Genomic DNA, 15,145 nt, shown 5'->3' on the forward strand with positions numbered 1-15,145 from the left:
TAAGCGCCGCATCGGCGGCGCGGTTATCTCAGCCGGAATTTACGTCGAAGATCAGCAGTAACTTTCCCTTCAGTTATCCAGCAGGAAATCCAGAATGACACAAATCACAGGCCGCAAAGGTGGCGGTGGCAGCCCGCGTACGCCCGTCGAACAGCCGGACGACTTACAGTCCGTAGCCAAAGCTAAATTGCTGATCGCCCTCGGGGAAGGTGAATTTGCCGGTGAGCTGACCGGGAAGAATATCTTTCTGGATGGTACCCCGCTGCTGAATGCTGACGGGTCGGAAAACTTCCCCGGCGTGGTGTGGGAATACCGTCCCGGCACCCAGGCGCAAACCTATATTCAGGGGATGCCGGCGGCAGAAAATGAAATCACCGTTGGTACCACGGTGCAGAGCAGCACACCGTGGGCGCATGCGTTTACTAACCCGCAGTTATCTGCGGTCCGCGTCCGCCTGAAATGGCCGTCCCTGTTCCGCCAGGAGGATAACGGGGACATGGTCGGGAATGAGGTGAAATACGCCGTTGATTTGCAGACTGACGGCGGCAGCTGGAAAACCGTTGTTGATGGCCGCGCAAAAGGCAAGACCACCTCGGGTTATGAGCGCACCCATCGTATTGATCTGCCGCAGTCGGCCACATCCTGGACACTGCGGGTGCGGAAAATCACGGCAGATGCCAACAGTGCCAAAATTGGTGACACCCTGGTGCTGCAGAGTTACACCGAGGTGATTGATGCCAAACTGAGGTATCCGCATACCGCGCTGCTGTATATCGAGTTTGACTCAAAACAGTTTAACGGCTCCATCCCGCAGGTCACCTGCGAGCCGAAGATGCGGATCATCCGTGTACCGTCAAACTATGACCCGGAGCACCGGACGTATTCCGGTACCTGGGACGGTTCGTTTAAATGGGCATGGACCAATAACCCGGCCTGGGTCTTTTACGATATCGTGATTTCCGATCGTTTCGGCCTCGGTGACCGTATCAAAATTCAGAATATCGATAAATGGGAATTGTACCGCGTTGCGCAGTATTGTGACCAGCCGGTACCGGACGGCAAAGGTGGCAGCGGCACTGAGCCGCGCTATATCTGTGATGTGTATGTGCAGGATCGCAATGAAGCCTATACCGTGCTGCGGGATTTTGCGGCCATCTTCCGGGGTATGACCTACTGGGGCGGAAATCAGATTATCACCCTGGCGGATATGCCGCGGGATATTGATTACAGCTATACCAAAGCCAACGTGCTGGACGGGCGTTTCACCTATTCCGGCAGCAGCAGTAAGGCCCGTTATTCCTCCGCACTGGTGTCGTACTCAGATCCGCTGAACGGTTATGCCGATGCGATGGAGCCGGTGTTTGAAAATGAACTGGTTTACCGGTTCGGCTTCAACCAGCTGGAAATGACGGCGATTGGCTGCACCCGCCAGTCAGAGGCCAACCGCAAAGGCCGCTGGGGAATCCTCACTAATAACAAAGACCGGGTAGTGACATTCGGTGTGGGGCTGGACGGTAATATCCCGCAGCCGGGGTACATCATTGCGGTGGCGGATGAAAATCTGTCCGGGAAAGTCACCGGCGGCCGCGTCAGTGCGGTGAATGGCCGGAGTATCACACTCGACCGCAAACCGGATGCCGCGCCTGGTGACAGGCTGATGCTGAATCTGCCGTCCGGCAAATCACAGGCCCGTACCATTCAGATGGTCACAGATAACGTGATCACTGTTACCACGGAATACAGCGAAACGCCGGAACCGGAATGTGTCTGGGTAACGGAATCAGATGAGCTGTACGCCCAGCAGTACCGGGTGGTGAGCGTGACTGAAAATGATGACGGCACGTTCACGATATCGGCGGCCATGCATGACCCGGATAAATACGACCGGATAGATACCGGCGCGGTACTCGATGAACGGCCAATCAGTGTTATTCCGCCCGGAAACCAGTTCCCGCCGAAAGATATCACTATCAGTTCTTACTCTGTGGTGAATCAGGGGATCAGCATTGAAACTATGCAGGTTACCTGGTCACCGGCGGAGAACGCGATTGCCTACGAGGCGCAGTGGCGGCGTGATGATGGCAACTGGATCAATGTGCCGCGCAATGCCACCACCTCGTTTGACATGCCCGGGGTCTATTCAGGCCGCTATCTGGTGCGGGTCAGGGCGATTAATGCAGCGGAAATCTCCAGCGGCTGGGGATATTCAGAGGAGACCAGGCTGACCGGGAAAGTGGGTGATCCGCCGATGCCGCTGAACTTCCGGGCATCCACACTGGTATTCGGGATCAAACTGAACTGGGAGTTCGGGAAATTTACGGAAGACACCCTGAAAACCGAAATTCAGTACAGCAAAACCAACGATGGCCAGAATCTGTTGCTGCTGGCCGATGTGCCGTACCCATCCCGATCTCACGAACTGGCCGGTCTGGCCGCCGGTACCGCGTTTTATTTCCGCGCCCGCCTGGTAGATAAAACCGGCAATCAGTCCCCCTGGACTGAGTTTGTGCGCGGTGTGGCCGAGTTCGATGCATCAACCATTATTGATGAAGTGGCCGCCGGGCTGGGTGATTCCCAAATCATCAAAGATCTGCAGTCGCAGGCGGATGACAACTTCGAAGCCATCATCAACAACGCCAACAACGCATACGGCCAGTGGGGCTACTGGCAGCGCGAAAACGGCGCGATGAAAGCAGAAATTATCGAAGTCCGCAACTACACAGTCACGGAAACGAAGGCACTTGCAGAGAAACTGGACGCGGTACAGGTTAAAGCAGAAGACGGACTGGCGCTGGCGCAGAACTCCATCCGCGCGCAGTGGGATATGGCATCCGGTCAGGCATCCGTGGTCCACGATATGAAAGTCCGGATCCGTTATAACGGTGAGGATTATTCCGCCGGTATGGTGATCGGGGCTGAGCTGAAAGGTGGTCAGGTGAACACCCTTATCGGTTTTAACGCTCAGCAGTTTGCGTTTTATAATCCGGTGAAAAAATCGATGGACATGTTCATGTACATGAAGGACGGACAGGTCTTTATGCGTGAGGCGTTCATTAATCAGGCATGGCTCAACAGTGTGGTTGTCACTGACAAAATGCAGTCGGAGAACTATGTGCCGGGTAAACAGGGTTTTATTCTGGATGCAAAGGCTAATAAATTTGAGTTCTTTGACGGAACAACAACAAACGGTACCGGTATTACAGCGGGCGGTATTAAAGTATATGACAATAACCGGCTGACGGTCATTATTGGTGATATATCGGGGTATTAATATGGCTCACGGGATTATTGTATATGATGATCGCGGTAATAAAATATTAGATTCCGGTAAAAGACTCGGTCGGTTCGTCGGCTGGCATGATATTAATCCTGCACCGGTCGGTCAGTTTAAATACAGCTGGGATCACCGGAACCTGCTCCCTATGGGGGAGATTTTTGTCTGGGTTAATCCGAGCTTTTGGTTCAATCATAACGGCTGGTGCGATTGCCGGGTTGAAAATGGCGTTATTATTTTTGAGGGTAATTTAAGGCGAAACGACGAACAGAGAGCCAGGGAAACTTATATGCGTATATTATATGGTGTAAAATCATGAAACACGGTTTTATATGTTTTGGTGACACCGGCCGGATGCAAATTGACGGCACTAATATAGCGTTAGGGCTAATCAGAAAACAGTCGTTTCATTGTCCGAAAGTGCAGGATGCAGGACAGGGAACCATTAAAGAGGTTTATTTTCCTGCCAGAGTTCATCCGAAAACACAAATGATCGCAGCCAGAGCATCATTCTGGGTCAGAATAGGCGGTCAGGCGTTTGACAATACGAATAACAATGCTTTTGTCTCGATGCCTTTCCGCGACGGTCCCGGCGGAAATATAGAAATCTGGGAGTTTGGCAACGCTCCTGTTAAGGTGCGTAATCAAAGAACGGGAATAGTTGTGATAAACCCGGTAACCAATCAGGTGGTATATAATACTAACTGGGGCGTTGCAAATATACTGCATGTTCAGCGGCTTAAACTATGGCCTGATACAATGTGGTCTATGACAATGCCTAATAATGGTAATAACTGTGCAGTTGTATTTGGCGGTGGTGCTCAGAAAAGAACAAATTATGATGAATATATGGAATTCGAGTCTTATTTCTGGCGAATGAACGGTTCTAAACTGGAAGTACGTCTGTTGGTTGATACGTATTCCAGACCGCATGCATCACAATCTTTTGAATCATGTGATATACCGCTATATATAATGATAATAGATACAACGGGGATATAAGAATGAATATATCAAAATTAATCACATTAGCTGCAATAACCACGCTGACAGCCTGCAGCCATAACGTATACACCAAACCAGTGGATTGCACCGGGCATATGTTTGAGGGGCTGGATAACCGGCATTACTCAGCTAAGCTGACAAAATATGCGCCGGACAGTAAACGGTTTTTCAGTACAGGTGATCCTGTTCTGGGTTTGCATGGCTGGATCCGCATGGATGCGTTTGACAAAATTACATGTGTTAAAGGCAAGAGTACAGAGGACTGATTATCGCCGTTACCGTCGCTGACTTCGATCCGCAAATACTAAAATCAAAATAAATAATCTCCTCCAACAACCGCTCCGGCGGTTTTTTTCGTCTGAAATTTAAGGAAACCCCATGATTTACACCGACGGCACCATAGCCATTAAAGCCGGTTCACCGATTGTGATCGGCACCGGTACACAGTGGAAAAACAACATTCACGGTGTGGCACCCGGCCAGCTTATCAGCATCGAGAACGGCACAGCACCGGTCAGCATGATGATCCGCGCGGTAAACAGTGATACCGAACTGGTGTTGTCATTCAATGCCCCGGTGACGCTCAGCGGCGCGAAATATTCAATCGCCACCACGGTACCGGACACAATTTCAGATGCAGCCCGCACCATGTCAGCCAATCAGGGCTATATCGTTTACTTTCTCCGGGCAATGCAGCAGTGGATGACAGACACCGGCCAGGTGGAAATTGAACTGCCGAACGGCCAGAAGGTGACACTGGAGGATGTAAAAGGGCTGGCTTCAAGGGAATGGGTTAACAATATGCTCCTGACAAGCGGGGAGCTGACACAGATTCAGTCACCGGCCAAAACGAGAGGGATTTATGTTAATGATAACGGGGATATCGGCGGAAACCTCGGTCCACATCAGAACTGGAAGGTAGACGGGAATGCAAAAGCCCATTTCCGGGAATTAGAAGTAAAAAGTCCGGGGGATTACACCGGCATTAATCTGGTAAAAGGTGATGGCCGATATGTACTGATAGAAACCAATCCGCATGCCGGTAGTGTATCGATGCTGACGTTTGCATACAGAAATGCATCAGGAGAAAACCAGCACGTTATTACTATACCGTATGACTCAGGTGCGCTGGCCACGCAGACATATGTGAAATACAGTACAGGTTTTGGTATCGGTTCTGAGGCGGGTGGTAAAGGAATTACAGATTTTAATAGTTTCGTCACGCCAACCGGTCAGTACTGGTACGGAAATTCCTCCTCAAATATTCCCCGGACTGTTGTGGGATTTGGTACCGCACTGGTTACACGGTATTCCAATAATATTTCGCATCATCTGATTATTCCGAACTATGGCGGAGGGAGTTATCTCGCTATCAGACGTAACAATGGCGGGGCGATAGAGGATGTCGTTGCCCTGACATCCAATATGTATATCGTAGACGGCAGTGGATATTATAAAAAATCGTCGCCAATCGTTCAGATTTACCCTGATGGCCATTATGAAACCAACGACGAATCCGAAGGCGCGGAAGTCCGCCGTACCGGCACCGGCCAATATCACATTACCGGCATTCTCGGTTATAACTCAGATGGCGCATGGGGTGTAAACGGTGGAATTTCCGTACCGAAAGACAATAACGGCCTTGAGCTGGTTTATGTCGATGACCGCGTACAGAAAGATGGCAGTATTATCATCGAAACCTGTCACCGTCAGCATGCGCATTTGCCGGAACGTTTCCAGAACTGGCGGCTGAAAGAGGTCACCCCGGAAGGTGAGCGCATCTTCTATCAGGACGGTGAACCATGTGATCTGCCGGAATCCACCCGCCTCGATGTTCGTGTCGAAATGCCGCAGGGCTCTGTGTGGAATGTGAAGCAGCAGGAGCTGGCCGAGCAGATGGAGCGTGAGCAGGCAGAGCGTGAAGCGCAGGAAGCAGCGGAGCAGGCCGGAGAATCAGAGGAATAAAACAAAGTCGCGCTGGTGGATGTCCGGCGCGGCTATTTTTCTGTATTACGATTGCTCATTAAAAGCATGATGTCACTGTACTCTGAGGAAAGGTAATCACTCAGTAATTCATTTACAGAGACATTAAGCACATGAGCAATCATTATAACCGTGTTTATGGTCATTGGCGTTTGTCCGGATTCATAGCGCGATACCTGTTGCTGTGAGACACCAATCTTTATGGCAAGGTCATTCCCGGACATTCCGGCAGATATTCGCGCATCTTTAATTTTACGACCTATGTTGGTGTTCACGCTGTTTTTTGTATTCGTCATTGTTATAGAGAGCAGATAGATAATTTTTTTATTATAATCTCCTTTTCTGAAATGTGTAATAAAATCTGAATGCAATAGTGTTATTTATCAAAATATTCTGCATCATCGGAAGCGTCTGCCGTTTCCGGTACCCAGCTGCCGTCCTCAAAAATCTCCTGCAGTATCTCTTTTATTTTTTTATTGTCCTTATCATTTTTCCCGCCTGTTACTGACATCACCGCATTGGTTCCCCATACTATACGGACGTTCATATCCGGATGCTGAGCCCGTAGCTTTCGGTCTATTTCCTTTTCCAACGCCTCAAATGTGCCAGGCGGCATCATCTCTTTTTGGTTGCTGCTGAAAATAACTTCAATACGGAGCATGCGATTACCTCTTAATTAACTGGTTATATATACAGTATAAATTAACGGGGCAGAATAATGCTGTCAAGACTGACTTTGATCTTTGGGGCACCAGTGGGGCAAAGAGTTGTCGCAAGTGCGCACGAATGTGCGGGTGTGTGATTTTAAACAATCTGCTTACTTGTTGATTTATATAGAGTGTGCGTAACTGTGCGGGCTGTTTAAAACATGGCTCAACATCGAATAAACGTATTGAGTGAATGCAGGATTTCTGTCGGTAGTTTTGCCATAGTTTTACCATTATTTTACCATCGGCATTTTGACGGGCACAAAAAAACCAACCCTAAGAGGTTGGTTTTCTTATATAAATACTGGTCGGCATGACAGGATTTGAACCTGCGACCCCCGACACCCCATGACGGTGCGCTACCAGGCTGCGCTACATGCCGAATGTTATCTATACTACTGTTTTGTTTGGTTAAAGCAAGACGCTACTGTATCAGTTGCGCTTTTTTTATCCCGGGCTCAGTGGGTATCGATAAAGCGTTTCTGCTCTGTCAGAACCTGGAGTAATTCCGCCATATCCGGCTTGGCGTTGCGGATCTTCTCATTATTCTCATCAAAGCGCTGGTATTTACCCTGAGCGGTCAGCAGTGATGCGGAATCCGGCTTGATAATGACCAGATTGCTGTTATCGCCGGTGAATATCCGAGGTTTACGCCGCGTGGTAGTGAACAGATCATCACCCTGAGTGTATTCTCCCGGCGGATTGCTGACGTGCAGCAGTCTCTGCATCAGGGTAGCCATAATATCCGGATGTGCGGTCAGTTTGCTGATGGTTTGTGCCGGGGTATCCGGCCAGTGAATAATCAACGGCACGCGTAACTGGTCGCGGTTAAATTTGCCGTCGGTGACCCAGTTATCCTGTAATTTGGTCATGCTGTGACCAGCACCGGCGGTGATGACAATCACTGTTTTATCCCACTCACCGCGCGCACGGATATCCTGAATCAGTGTGCCCAGCGTGTTATCAATATCTGTCATATCCGGGGCGGAATGATCATCCGGTAATGGTGTGCTGAGGTTAATTAGTGCAAACCACGGCTGATCTTTGCGGGTCTGTTTCAGCCAGAGTGACCAGCGATCTGCCACATCCGCAGAGGCGGTAGCTGTTCTGTTATTGTCCTGTCCGTCACGCAGCGGCGGCAGGCTGTAATCCGCCAGCAGGGCATAGCGGAAGAGCGGGGAGGCAAAGTGTTCTGTGGAGAAGAACCCTGACTGATAATTCTGTGCACTCAGCGCCGTCATCAGTGCGGACGGAATGCGTCCGTTGAGAATACCGTCATAATAGGTACCTGAGATGCCGTAATAGAGCCCGAACTGTGCCCGTTCCGGATTAATTTCACTGCTGTAGTGCTGTGTGAATTGCGTGCTTTCCTCTGCAAACCGGTTCAGGTTCGGCATTGCCTTATCAATATCTTCCCGGCTCAGTGAGGTGAGGGTGATAAGCAGCAAATTGTAGCCGCTGCCATTGTCTGCATAGGTCAGTTTGTTGATCGGGTACTCAACACCCTGGGCGGTCGGGTCGCCGTGCAGAAGCAGTTGCTGCTCATAACTGGTGCTGTCGAGCAGGCCGTGACGCTCCAGGAATTTGCGGGCGGTCATCGGGTAAGAGACCGGCAGGTTATAGCGCTGCATCGTCACCGGGCGGTAGAAATTGGCATCCGCCCAGATATACATAATATGAGAGGTAATAAAGGCGGTGATAAATACCACCGCAACAGGTTTACCGAATTTTTGCCGGTTCAGGCTGCGCAGTTTTTGCCAGCTCCAGGTGCCGAACAGCATTTCGATCAGGAAGATAACCGGGATCGCAATAAAGATAAACTGCCAGCGCCGCGCCATTTCCCCCTGTTCAGGGTTCACGACTAAATCCCACACCACCGGATTTAAATGCAGGCGGAACTGTTCATAGATGCCGATATCAAACAGCAGCAGTGTCAGCCCGGCCGTACCGAGGGCAGCGGATAAAAAGCGCAGAAGCCGTTGTGACATCACCACAAAGGTGAGCGGGAACACAATCAGCAGATAGAGGGCGAATGCCAGGAAACTGAAATGTCCCAGCCAGCTGGTGATGGCGTAAATGCGGCCAATCAGCGTGTCCGGCCAGTCAGAAATAAACAGGTAACGGCTGCTGAGTGCAAGACTCAGCAGGATATTAAACAGGGTGAACCAGTGTCCCCAGCTAATCATCTGGGAAACTTTGTCACCGTATTTCGGACGATACGTTACCATAGAATTTCGTCGTCAGCCGGAATGCGGTCAGTGCGCTTTATCTTCACTGACGGAAGATTGCAGGGCGCGGGCGAAGGATTCAGCAATATGAGCGCGTTGTGACGGCGCTACACTGGTATTGATGAGATTGGTCACCATATTTCCTAACACCATAAGAGAAAGGTCGGTCGGTGTCCGGTTTTTTTCCAGCACACTGACCAGCTCAGCCAGTAACTTTTCAACGTGTTCATCACTGTAGCGGGATGATTGCGGCATAAACGTAGATATCCTGATTGTACAAAGCTCTATATCATAACTGATGAGCGGCCGTATTTCTGCTTTTTGCGGAAAATTATTTCAATTATGGATCCGGTTACGCAGGGAATACGCCATTTTCAGTATGCACGCCGCTGATTATCCTGTCTTGTCACATTCTCCTGTGATTGTGACTTGCGCACAGATTACAACGGTGTTTGAATACGCGCAAACGAGGCCGAAGGAGTAAAAGATGAGTCTGGATATCATTCAGATTGCGTTGCATCAATTGATTAAACGCGACGAACAGACACTGGAAGTAGTGCTGCGGGACACACCACTGGAAAAAACCGCCATTGTTGAGGAAATGATGGCTGAACTGCACCGGGTCTACAGCGCGAAAAGCAAAGCGTACGGTGTGTTTAATGAAGAGAGTGAACTGTCAGAGGCACTGCGTCTGCAGCGGCAGGGCGAGGAAGAGTTTCACGCCTTCACCCGTGCGGCAACCGTCCGCCTGAAGGATGAGCTGGCAAAATACCCGTTTGCCCAGGGCGGTGTGGTGTTATTTGCCCATTACCGCTATCTGGCGGTGGAGTATCTGCTGGTGGCGGTACTCGACAGCTGCCAGAGCATGCTGGTCAACGAGAGCCTGGAGCTTAACAGCACCCATTATCTGGATATTCCGCATGCGGATATTATCGCCCGTATTGACCTGACCGAATGGGAAACCAATCCGGAATCCAGCCGTTACCTGACCTTCCTCAAAGGCCGTGTCGGTCGCAAAGTCTCCGATTTCTTTATGGATTTCCTCGGTGCCGCTGAAGGCTTTAATGCCAAAATCCAGAACAAAGGCCTGTTACAGGCACTGGACGATTACTGCGAGGAGGCTCAGGCGGACAAACAGGAGCGCCAGTCTTACCGCAAACAGGTGTTTGATTACTGCACAGAGCAATTACAGAGCGGTGAAGAGATTCAGCTGACAGAGCTGTCTGCGGAACTGCCGCCGCTGGGTGAGCAGAGCTTTGCGCAGTTTACTCAGGAAAAAGAGTACGGACTGGAGGATTCTTTCCCGGCGGACCGCAGCACATTACGTCAGCTGACAAAATTTGCCGGCAGCGGCGGCGGGCTGACCATTAATTTTGATGCGATGTTACTGGGGGAGCGGATTTTCTGGGATGCGGCCACGGATACCCTGACGATAAAAGGGACACCGCCGAATCTGCGGGATCAGTTACAGCGCCGTGGTAATAAAGGATAGTGAGAGCAGAAATAAATAACGCCGCAAAAGCGGCGTTATTTACTCGGCGTCCCGATTAAAGCTCGATAGGTGGCGTAATTAAGCGCGCAGGAAATCGATGTGTGTCAGTTTTGGCTTGAACGGATGACGCTGTACAGCCTGTACTTTCACTTTGGTTTCTTTACCATCGATAACCAGGTTCAGAACTTCGTAAAATTCTGGTTTAGCTTCCTGGTTGATCAGGACGTCGTGGTCCAGTTCGATGGAAACAGGTTCCTGGTTGCCACCATAAACGATAGCAGGGAACTTATTTGCGCGACGCAGGCGGCGGCTCGCACCCTTACCCTGCTCTTTACGTAATTCAGCATTGATAGTTAACATAACTTTTCTCTTTAACAAGAGTAAAAAAAATCTTTGCTACAGGCGACCCAGCAGCAAAGTCGGTATTTGGCTTCAGCAGGGTTACCCGTGGTGAAGCGGCGTGCATTTTACCGAAAATGCGGACAAACGGCAAACGAAACCCGGTATAAAACCAAAAAAGCAGCACTCAGGGTTATGCCAGACTGTCAGATTTGCGGAATCGCCCCTGATAATCAAAGATTTTTTCGCGGATTTGCCAGTAGTTCTCTTTTTTGCGTGAGACAACAAAATCCGGGTAACGGAGCAGTACCTGCTGACGGATCACGGATTCTGCATCCTGCCACTGAAAGGGCACACCGGGTGCGCGCAGATGCTGTGCCAGAAACTGTTTTTCAAAGACAAAACGCTGTGCCGGGGTGGTCAGGCGGAAACGTTCGCTGACAGTGGTGCCGTCTTCATCGTAATAGTTTATGGTCAGCCATTCACCGCGGTTATCCTGTCCGGCAGAAAGCGCCATACCGCCGCAGCGCAGCACCAGGGCATCTTTCAGGCGCAGTGCGGCTTTCAGCATGTCGTCCGGGTCACTGAGGATTTCATCACAGTGGCAGCAGCGCCGTGCGGCAATATCATTTTCCCCGTTACAGGACGGGCAGAGTTTAAAGCGGAAACGGAAATCGCACTGATGACGGGCGGATTCATCATCCGCATCAATAATTCCCTGACAGCGGCGGCCATAGTGCTCGATGATATGCCCGTCGTCGGTACATAATCCCCAGAACAGATTAGCAAAGCCGCACAACGGGCAGAATACCTGCACCGGCTGGCTTTTGCTGTTCGGTTTGTGATTGCCGACTTCCGGCATATAAAGGTCATGCGGGTTTCCGGCGTAATCGAGGATCAGACACTCCGTTTTTCCGGGAGACAGGCGCAGCCCGCGGCCGGCGATTTGCTGGTAGAGGCTGACTGACTCTGTCGGGCGCAGAATGGCAATCACATCCACATGCGGGGCATCAAACCCGGTGGTGAGCACGGAAACGTTGACCAGATAATGCAGCTCCCGCGCCTTGAAATTCCGGATAATCGTTTCCCGCTCTGCGGACGGGGTATCCGCACTGACCAGTGCCGCTTCGCCCGGCGGCAGCAGTGATACAATTTCAGCCGCGTGTTCCACCGTGGCGGCAAATATCATGCAGCCCTGACGGGGGGCGGCATACTCAATAATCTGGCGGACAATACGCGGTGTGATCCGCTTTTGTTTTTTCACTTCCCGCGCCAGCACCTGCGTGTCAAACATCCCGGCGGCGCTGACCGGTACCTGTGAGAAATCATATTGCAGCACCGGCATATCCAGCCGCTGCGGCGGCACCAGATACTGATGGCTGACCATATAACGCAGCGGCAGTTCATAGATACAATCGCGGAAGAAGCATTCATGATCGCCGCGGATCATGCCATGATAGTGATACTGATAGATCCAGCCGCTGCCCAGCCGGTACGGCGTGGCTGTCAGGCCGAGAATGCGCAGGGCCGGGTTATTTTTCTGCAGATGCTGTATCACCTGCTGATACTGACTGTCTTCGCTGAGGCTGATACGATGGCACTCATCAATAATCAGCAGGGAAAATTTGCCGTCAAAGTCCGCCGTATTACGGGCGACAGACTGCACGCTGCCGAAAATGACTTTTTGTGAAGACTCTTTTTGCGATAATCCGGCGGAATAGATACCGGCATCTAACCCGTAAGCCTGATATTTACTGTGATTCTGCTCTACCAGCTCTTTGACATGCGCCAGCACCAGCACACGGCCGTGTGCCAGCCGCGCCAGTTCGGCGATCACCAGGCTTTTTCCCGCCCCGGTAGGCAGAACAATCACTGCAGGCGTGGTATGTTTGCGGAAATAGAGCAGGGTGGCATCAACAGCCTCCTGCTGATAAGGGCGCAGGGTAAACGTCACAGAAACTCCGGCGGAACAGACAAAATCAGGGCGTCAGCATATCACACTTTGGGCGCGACAATTGACTGCATGACGGCGGATAAATAGCGGAAGCGCCGTCAGAAAGGCGCTGTGATGTTGACGGTTTGTTGTTATAATGATTACTGTGGTTATTATCAAACAAAATTCTTTCATTTTATCTGCTTATCAGCCGGCAGTATGCTGCGGGCACGTCAGGTTTAAGAGACATTCATGCGATTAGATAAATTTCTTGCCCATCAGATGGGTATCAGCCGGAACCTTGTGGCCAGAGAGCTGCGTGCGGGGATGGTGACTGTGGATGGTGAGGTCGTGAAAAACGGCGCACTGAAAGTCAGCGCGGAGAACGAAGTGGCGTATGACGGCAATGTGATGACACACGTCACCGGGCCGCGCTACTTTATGCTGAATAAACCGCAGGGCTATGTCTGCTCAACGGATGATCCGGTTAACCCGACTATTCTTTATTTTATCGATGAGCCGGTTGCCCATAAACTGCATGCCGCCGGACGGCTGGATATTGATACCACCGGGCTTGTGCTGATGACTGACGACGGGCAGTGGTCGCACCGCATCACCTCACCGAAACATCATTGCGAGAAAACCTACCGCGTCACCCTGGCGGAGCCGGTGGCGGACACTACCGCAGCGCTGTTTGAGCAGGGTGTGTTACTTAACGGCGAACAGCACCCGACCAAACCGGCAAAACTCGAGATTATCACCCCGCAGGATGTGCGGCTGACGATTTCCGAAGGGCGCTATCACCAGGTCAAACGTATGTTTGCCGCTGCCGGTAACCATGTGGACGAACTGCACCGCGAGCGTATCGGCGGCATTGTGCTGGATGACAGCCTGGCGCCGGGGGAATACCGCCCGCTGACTGATGAGGAAATTCAGTCGGTTCTCTGAACACCTTTTTTACTGAATCCAATACGGAGTAACAGGCGTGCAAGTGCAACGTTCGGCCTATTTCGGCCTGATTTTTATCCTGGGGCTGTTATCGATGCTGATGCCTCTGGCTATCGATATGTATCTGCCAAGCATGCCGACCATCGCCCGTGACTTTGGTGTCACTGAGGGCGATGTCCAGATGACACTCAACAGTTACCTGATCGGTTTCGCCGCCGGGCAACTGGTATACGGTCCGATGGCGGATGCGCTCGGCCGCAAGCCGGTGATCCTCGGGGGAACACTGATTTTCGCCCTGGCCTCCGCCGGGTGTGCGATGTCTCAGGATATCGGTACCTTTATCGGGATGCGCGGGCTGCACGGCTTTGCAGCGGCTGCGGCAAGTGTGGTGATCAACGCCCTGATGCGCGATATGTTCACCAAAGATGAATTCTCCCGCAGTATGTCGTTTGTGGTGCTGGTAATGACAGTGGCACCGCTGCTGGCACCGATCATGGGCGGTATGATGATGCTCTGGTTCAGCTGGCACGCGATTTTCTGGACCATCATGATTGCCGCGCTGATCGCTGCACTGCTGGTGCTGTTCTTTATCCGCGAAACCCTGCCGAAAGAGCGGCGTCAGCCGTTCCGGCTGCGGATCATGCTCGGCCAGTTTGTTACACTGTTCCGCCAGAAGCGGGTACTGTGTTATATGGTGGCATCCGGCTTTTCATTTGCCGGGATGTTTTCGTTTTTATCGGCCGGGTCATTCGTTTACATTCAGCTTTACGGGCTGACGGAGCTGGAATTCGGTTACTGCTTCGCGCTGAATATTGTTTTCCTGTTTATTATGACCACCATTAACAGCCGTTATGTCCGCCGTTTCGGTGCACTGAATATGCTGCGCACCGGGCTGGTGGTGCAGTTGCTGGCCGGATGCTGGCTGGTACTGGCCGCATCCGCCGATCTCGGCTTTGTGGCTCTGATGATAGGTGTGGCCTGCTATGTGGGGAATATTGCCATGATCACATCAAATGCCATGGCGGTGATTCTGGATGATTATCCGCATATGGCCGGTACCGCCTCATCACTGGCCGGTGTGCTGCGGTTTGGTATCGGTGCGGGTGTCGGTGCGGTGGTGGCTTCATTTGACATGACAACGGTTTGGCCGATGGTCGGCGCGATGGCGCTATGTATTCTGATTGCCGCCTCTCTGGTGCTGTACGCACGGCGTTTTGCCTGATTTCCTTTCCCTGT

13 protein-coding genes and 1 tRNA gene are annotated in these 15,145 nt (G+C 51.4%); 8 read left to right on the forward strand and 6 right to left on the reverse strand.

Features of this window, described 5'->3' with window-relative positions:
* The first annotated feature begins 94 nt into the window (after positions 1-94).
* From GN208_RS11610 to GN208_RS11630, 5 genes are all read left to right on the forward strand, one after another.
* The gene (locus GN208_RS11610; RefSeq protein ID WP_243828377.1) at positions 95-3,271 is read left to right on the forward strand and encodes a host specificity protein J; all 3,177 of its coding nucleotides are present in this window, start codon (positions 95-97) and stop codon (positions 3,269-3,271) included.
* Position 3,272: 1 nt separating this feature from the next.
* The gene (locus GN208_RS11615) at positions 3,273-3,593 is read left to right on the forward strand and encodes a hypothetical protein (RefSeq protein WP_004238646.1); all 321 of its coding nucleotides are present in this window, start codon (positions 3,273-3,275) and stop codon (positions 3,591-3,593) included.
* Positions 3,590-4,276, forward strand: coding sequence for a hypothetical protein (locus GN208_RS11620; RefSeq protein ID WP_064483550.1), 687 nt, complete (start codon positions 3,590-3,592; stop codon positions 4,274-4,276). The genes GN208_RS11615 and GN208_RS11620 overlap by 4 nt, the downstream gene beginning before the upstream one ends.
* Before the next feature lie 2 nt (positions 4,277-4,278).
* Complete coding sequence (locus GN208_RS11625) at positions 4,279-4,545, forward strand: hypothetical protein (protein ID WP_036414560.1); 267 nt, start codon at positions 4,279-4,281, stop codon at positions 4,543-4,545.
* A gap of 112 nt (positions 4,546-4,657) precedes the next feature.
* Positions 4,658-6,244, forward strand: a complete 1,587-nt coding sequence (locus tag GN208_RS11630; RefSeq protein ID WP_243828378.1) for a hypothetical protein — start codon at positions 4,658-4,660, stop codon at positions 6,242-6,244.
* Between the two features lie 394 nt (positions 6,245-6,638).
* Here GN208_RS11630 and GN208_RS11635 read toward each other — a convergent pair whose 3' ends face one another.
* The 4 genes from GN208_RS11635 to GN208_RS11650 all read right to left on the reverse strand — a co-directional run bounded on the left by GN208_RS11635 (position 6,639) and on the right by GN208_RS11650 (position 9,452).
* Positions 6,639-6,923: a DinI-like family protein gene (locus GN208_RS11635; protein WP_111759644.1), complete on the reverse strand. Its 285-nt coding sequence runs from the start codon at positions 6,921-6,923 to the stop codon at positions 6,639-6,641.
* 351 nt (positions 6,924-7,274) lie between these two features.
* A tRNA-Pro gene (locus GN208_RS11640) sits at positions 7,275-7,351 on the reverse strand.
* A 76-nt stretch (positions 7,352-7,427) separates the two neighbouring features.
* Entirely contained in the window at positions 7,428-9,197 is a 1,770-nt protein-coding gene (gene yejM / locus GN208_RS11645; RefSeq protein WP_004238018.1) for an LPS biosynthesis-modulating metalloenzyme YejM, read from the reverse strand.
* A gap of 27 nt (positions 9,198-9,224) precedes the next feature.
* Positions 9,225-9,452, reverse strand: a complete 228-nt coding sequence (locus GN208_RS11650) for a YejL family protein (protein ID WP_004238019.1) — start codon at positions 9,450-9,452, stop codon at positions 9,225-9,227.
* Between the two features lie 232 nt (positions 9,453-9,684).
* Here GN208_RS11650 and yejK point away from each other — a divergent pair, with 232 nt between their 5' ends.
* Positions 9,685-10,689: a nucleoid-associated protein YejK gene (yejK, locus tag GN208_RS11655; protein WP_004238021.1), complete on the forward strand. Its 1,005-nt coding sequence runs from the start codon at positions 9,685-9,687 to the stop codon at positions 10,687-10,689.
* Positions 10,690-10,767: 78 nt separating this feature from the next.
* On the opposite strand, the gene rplY is transcribed toward yejK, so the two are convergent.
* Positions 10,768-11,049, reverse strand: coding sequence for a 50S ribosomal protein L25 (gene rplY / locus GN208_RS11660; RefSeq protein WP_004238022.1), 282 nt, complete (start codon positions 11,047-11,049; stop codon positions 10,768-10,770).
* A 172-nt stretch (positions 11,050-11,221) separates the two neighbouring features.
* The gene (locus GN208_RS11665; RefSeq protein ID WP_015422838.1) at positions 11,222-12,982 is read right to left on the reverse strand and encodes a DEAD/DEAH box helicase; all 1,761 of its coding nucleotides are present in this window, start codon (positions 12,980-12,982) and stop codon (positions 11,222-11,224) included.
* A 231-nt stretch (positions 12,983-13,213) separates the two neighbouring features.
* Here GN208_RS11665 and rsuA point away from each other — a divergent pair, with 231 nt between their 5' ends.
* Positions 13,214-13,909 carry a 16S rRNA pseudouridine(516) synthase RsuA gene (gene rsuA, locus GN208_RS11670; protein WP_004238026.1) on the forward strand — a complete coding sequence of 232 codons (696 nt, stop codon included), beginning with the start codon at positions 13,214-13,216 and terminating at the stop codon, positions 13,907-13,909.
* 37 nt (positions 13,910-13,946) lie between these two features.
* Positions 13,947-15,131, forward strand: coding sequence for a Bcr/CflA family multidrug efflux MFS transporter (locus GN208_RS11675; RefSeq protein ID WP_015422837.1), 1,185 nt, complete (start codon positions 13,947-13,949; stop codon positions 15,129-15,131).
* The last annotated feature ends 14 nt before the right edge of the window (positions 15,132-15,145 follow it).

Origin of the sequence: Morganella sp. HSTU-ASny43, from assembly GCF_022819185.1 — a bacterium.
GTDB classification, from domain to species: Bacteria; Pseudomonadota; Gammaproteobacteria; order Enterobacterales; family Enterobacteriaceae; genus Morganella; species Morganella morganii.

Excerpts from the sequence above, each read along its gene's own strand:
- yejK (WP_004238021.1), top strand. The coding sequence starts at position 9,685 with ATGAGTCTGGATATCATTCAGATTGCGTTGCATCAATTGATTAAACGC.
- GN208_RS11630 (WP_243828378.1), top strand. The coding sequence starts at position 4,658 with ATGATTTACACCGACGGCACCATAGCCATTAAAGCCGGTTCACCGATT.
- GN208_RS11620 (WP_064483550.1), top strand. The coding sequence starts at position 3,590 with ATGAAACACGGTTTTATATGTTTTGGTGACACCGGCCGGATGCAAATT.
- GN208_RS11650 (WP_004238019.1), bottom strand. The coding sequence starts at position 9,452 with ATGCCGCAATCATCCCGCTACAGTGATGAACACGTTGAAAAGTTACTG.
- GN208_RS11615 (WP_004238646.1), top strand. The coding sequence starts at position 3,273 with ATGGCTCACGGGATTATTGTATATGATGATCGCGGTAATAAAATATTA.
- rsuA (WP_004238026.1), top strand. The coding sequence starts at position 13,214 with ATGCGATTAGATAAATTTCTTGCCCATCAGATGGGTATCAGCCGGAAC.
- GN208_RS11625 (WP_036414560.1), top strand. The coding sequence starts at position 4,279 with ATGAATATATCAAAATTAATCACATTAGCTGCAATAACCACGCTGACA.
- GN208_RS11610 (WP_243828377.1), top strand. The coding sequence starts at position 95 with ATGACACAAATCACAGGCCGCAAAGGTGGCGGTGGCAGCCCGCGTACG.
- GN208_RS11635 (WP_111759644.1), bottom strand. The coding sequence starts at position 6,923 with ATGCTCCGTATTGAAGTTATTTTCAGCAGCAACCAAAAAGAGATGATG.
- rplY (WP_004238022.1), bottom strand. The coding sequence starts at position 11,049 with ATGTTAACTATCAATGCTGAATTACGTAAAGAGCAGGGTAAGGGTGCG.
- yejM (WP_004238018.1), bottom strand. The coding sequence starts at position 9,197 with ATGGTAACGTATCGTCCGAAATACGGTGACAAAGTTTCCCAGATGATT.